The following is a 3,854-nucleotide window of genomic DNA, read 5'->3' on the forward strand; positions in this document are numbered from 1 at the left end:
ATTCGGTAACAACTCAAGAATTTATGATGCTTGCTGCAAAAGAACCCGTGAATGTTTTAGATTTAAGAGACCATGACCTGGATGAATCTTTTGAGTTATTAGAAGGCTCGAATGTCCTTCAGATTCCATTGACCCAGCTGCCAAACTGTTTAAGCCAACTTGACAAAGGTAAAACGTATTACCTATTTACTCAATTCGGTGTTCGTTCAAAAACAATGGCACAATTTTTACGCAACGAAGGCTTCCAAGTAACAAATGTGATCGGCGGCACTTCAGCTTATCAGCAATATCTTGCAAGTTAACAAAAAATATTTTAATTTAAATATTTCAAGCAGAAAAATTGTTTGTTTTAAATATTTTGTGTACTATTCGATAGTAATTAAATTTAAGGAGTGTTAGTTTTGGCAAATGTTCTAGTAGTGAATGCACACCCGCTGTCCGCAGAAGACTCGCAAACGGTGACTGTTTTAGATACCTTTATTGAAGCACATCAAGCAAGCCATCCTGAAGATGTTTTCACCATGTTAGATTTGTATTATACAGATATCCCTGAGATCGACGGCGACCTTTTATCCGCCTGGAATTCTTTGAAAAAGGGAACTGTTTTTACTGAATTAAGTAATGTTCAACAAGAAAAAGTTCGTGTTTTCAACGAATTTACTGACCAATTTTTAGCTAGTGAAAAAATCGTTATTGCAAATGCTTTGTGGAATTTGAATATCCCAACAAAATTGAAGGCTTGGTTCGATACAATCAATGTTGCTGGTAAAACCTTCAAATATACAGCAGAAGGTCCTGTCGGCTTAGTAAGCGATAAAAAGGCCCTCCACATCCAATCAAGCGGCGGTACATATAATGGTCAAGATTTCTCAGCACAATATGTTAAAGGAATTTTGAATTTTATCGGTATTACTGAATTTGATTCCATCTATATCGAAGGTGCCGATTATGATCCAGCTAGAGCACCTGAGATCGTGGCAGCTGCAAAAGAAAAAGCAAAAACATTAGCAGCACAATTTTAACCAACCCTACTAAAGAAAAAAGGCTCCTGTCGATTTATTCGACAGGAGTCTCTTCTTCGTCTTCGTAAAGTTTTGAAACACCTTTATACCATTCAAATACATGGATCGCGATAACTTTTGCTACCGCATAAAAAGGAATCCCTAAAATCACACCAGTAATACCAAATATCTTGCCAGCTGTCAGCAAGACAAACATAATCGTTACTGGATGAATTTCTAATTGATTTCCCAATACCAGCGGTGAAACGATTCGTCCTTCGATCGTTTGCTCAATCGCAAAGACAATGATCACCTTTACTAACATGATTGGTCCCGTAACAAGCGCGATAAACACCACTGGTACCATCGCTAAAAATGATCCTAGGTACGGAATCAGGTTTAGAAATCCTGCTAAGATTCCTAAGGTGATCGCATAGTTCATTCCCACTAACGAGAAGCCGACAATAAACATCACCGCGACCGCAAATGCTACCGTGAGCTGACCACGAATATACGAAGCCAATTGTGAGTTCATTTCAGTCATTACCCGCAGCGTCGGTTTCCGAGCTTTCGTCGGTAACAGTTTAAGAATATAAGGCGCTAACTGATCACCGTCCTTCAATAAGAAGAACAAAATGATCGGTGCTGTGATCAACGCGATCACAACCGTCGCCAGCGTCGAAACGACACTTCCCAAGCCCTGTAAAGTCACACGCGACAGTTTTTGTGCCGTATCCGTCAAGGACTCTAATATCTTCTGCAGACTATTATCAATGTGCTCTTGAAACGGCTTGAAGGATGGGTCTTTAAAGACCTCACTTATTTTGTCACTGATCGTATCAAAATACCCCGGCAAGCTTTTCATCATAGAGCCGATTTGCTCCCTGATCTGCGGGATGATAACGACGATTCCCCAAATCAACAGTGCTACGACCACAATAAAAAGCAATACAATCGCAAAGGTGCGCTTCAAACCTTTACTCTCCAAGAAATTTACCACCGGATTCATCAAATAATAAAGAATTCCGGCAATAACTATTGGCAATCCGACGATGGCAAAAAATTGTCCTACCGGTTCAAATAGATAGGAGACTTTCGTAAATACCAACGCGATCAACAGCAGCAATAATACAATGATCAACGCCACGACGACTTGGCTGTTTAAGAACCATTTCCAAAACCAAGAAGTTCTTTGCGTTAATTTCTTTTTATCCACTCACTCACGTCCCTACTGATAACTAATTTTCATCCCAACTTCCAAATCTGGAAGTTTTTCCGGGGTGACATAGATGCCATTTGGAATCACGCCGACTTCTTCTTGAAAGAAAATAGTCGCATGTCCAATCTCATTTAGATTTTCATTAGCCAACGGCCCTACACCATTCACTTGATAGCTTTGATCACCAAAAATCAGCTCTCCGCCTTTTTCCAGCTGAATCATTTCATCCCCCAGCTTTTTCTGAACGATCGAAACATCCAATAAATCTGGTGTGATGGTTTCACCAAAAAGAACTAAGATATTTTCATCATTAATCGCATTTTTTCCAATTTGAGTAATTTCTGTCACTGTCATACGTCACGCTCTTTTCTCGTTTATTTTTCAATTATATCATAAAGTTAACGCTATCCAAGCGGGAATAAACTTGCTAGAATAGACATACAATGAAGGAGGTTTTTTGATGATCCACAAAATACTTTTAGGTACCTACACACGACGCGTTAGCCAAGGCATTTATCAAATTCAATTAGATACTGCGGCTGAGACGTTAACTAATTTGGAGTTAGTAACAGCAGAAACAAGCCCCACTTATCTTGCAAAAAGTAAAAATGATTTTCTTTACTCGGTGACAAGTCGCGATGGTCAGGGCGGACTTTCTAGTTATGATCCCCAAAATAAATTTTTGAATGCGGCTACAGAAGAAGGCGCATCACCTTGCTACGTTGCTGTTGATGAAGCTCGTCAATTAGTTTACGGCGCGAATTACCACAAGGGTGAGTTGAACACTTATAAAATCCAAGCAGATGGTTCCTTGGAAGCCGTTGCGTCTCTTTTCCATAAAGAACCAACTGGCCCTCATAAAAATCAAGACCACGCGCACACCCACTATACCGATCTTACACCGGATCAACGCTTAGTTGCTTGTGATCTTGGAACAGATCGCGTGTATACTTACGATGTTAGCGAGGCTGGTGAAGTTGAAGAAACTGCAGTGTATGTCGCGGAGCCTGGTACTGGCCCTCGTCATTTAGTATTCCATCCAAATGAAAGTATGGCTTATCTTTTTGGGGAATTAGACAGCAGTGTTACTGTTTTAGCTTATGATCAAACAGATGGCAGCTTCACACAAAAACAAAAGGTTTCTACCTTGCCAAAAGATTTTGATGGTGAAAATGGCGGTGCAGCGATCCGCGTATCAGATGACGGCCGCTTCTTATACGCTTCAAATCGCGGACATAACTCAGTTGCAGTCTTCGCCATTGCTGATGACGCCTCAAGTGTTGAGATGATCCAAACAATTTCGACCGAGGGTGATTTCCCAAGAGATTTCGCATTGAGTCCAGATAATGCGTATGTTGTTGCTGCCAATCAAAACAGCGACAACCTGACTCTTTATCGTCGCGACAACGAAAGCGGCTTATTGACGATGATCCAAAAGGATGTTTTCGCTCCTGAAGCTGTTTGTGTGTACTTCGAATAGAGAGGAATTCACGGTATGAACAAAGAAGAAGTAATTGAACGGTTGAAAAAAGATTTGGATTTGCCAAACTTTAAAGGCCGGCTAGAAGAAAAAGAATACACTGAGGAAGAATATCAAAAAATCAAAAACGATTTGAATGATTATTTTGAAAACC

Annotated in this window: 5 protein-coding genes; 3 read left to right on the forward strand and 2 right to left on the reverse strand. The window is 40.2% G+C overall.

The features are described 5' to 3' along the window. Window positions 1–302: rhodanese-like domain-containing protein (locus tag A5875_RS08300; RefSeq protein WP_088933154.1), on the forward strand; the 302-nt coding region annotated here is incomplete at its 5' end. A 99-nt stretch (window positions 303–401) separates the two neighbouring features. Then, window positions 402–1,022: an FMN-dependent NADH-azoreductase gene (locus A5875_RS08305; RefSeq protein ID WP_088933155.1), complete on the forward strand. Its 621-nt coding sequence runs from the start codon at window positions 402–404 to the stop codon at window positions 1,020–1,022. Between the two features lie 34 nt (window positions 1,023–1,056). Here the strand turns inward: A5875_RS08305 and A5875_RS08310 are convergent, their stop codons facing one another. Further along, entirely contained in the window at window positions 1,057–2,217 is a 1,161-nt protein-coding gene (locus A5875_RS08310; RefSeq protein WP_088933156.1) for an AI-2E family transporter, read from the reverse strand. A 12-nt stretch (window positions 2,218–2,229) separates the two neighbouring features. Continuing rightward, window positions 2,230–2,574, reverse strand: coding sequence for a PTS glucitol/sorbitol transporter subunit IIA (locus A5875_RS08315; RefSeq protein WP_088933157.1), 345 nt, complete (start codon window positions 2,572–2,574; stop codon window positions 2,230–2,232). 106 nt (window positions 2,575–2,680) lie between these two features. Between A5875_RS08315 and A5875_RS08320 the strand changes: the two genes are divergently transcribed. After that, a complete protein-coding gene (locus A5875_RS08320; protein ID WP_088933158.1) occupies window positions 2,681–3,700 on the forward strand; it encodes a lactonase family protein in 1,020 nt (339 codons plus the stop codon). Window positions 3,701–3,854: the final 154 nt, after the last annotated feature.

This window comes from Enterococcus sp. 3H8_DIV0648 (genome assembly GCF_002140655.1).
GTDB lineage: Bacteria > Bacillota > Bacilli > Lactobacillales > Enterococcaceae > Enterococcus_A > Enterococcus_A hulanensis.